Raw genomic sequence first — 213 nt, 5'->3', positions numbered from 1 at the left:
TCCGGGATCAACCCGGGTTTCGTCGCTCATTATTGTTCTTCATTAGTTGTTCAGCGAATATATCACTCGACTATTACCTAGCAGAAACGTGCCATTTAAGCCAGCTTTTTCCGCTTAATAAAATAACAGGTATTGATGCAAAAAGCACATCAATACCTGTTATTCCATTAATGCTCAAAAGCTTGTTTGGCATTTATGGTTATTTTGTGGGTT

At 38.0% G+C, this 213-nt stretch carries 1 protein-coding gene; it reads left to right on the top strand.

Annotation, left to right across the window (positions count from 1 at the left end; translation table 11 throughout):
- Positions 1 to 213: hypothetical protein (locus FC51_RS12630; protein WP_235806489.1), on the top strand; the 213-nt coding region annotated here is incomplete at both ends.

The organism is Lentilactobacillus parabuchneri DSM 5707 = NBRC 107865, assembly GCF_001435315.1.
GTDB lineage: Bacteria > Bacillota > Bacilli > Lactobacillales > Lactobacillaceae > Lentilactobacillus > Lentilactobacillus parabuchneri.
Note: the sequence above shows the minus strand (reverse complement) of the source record. Positions and strands in the feature narration are given on the sequence as shown.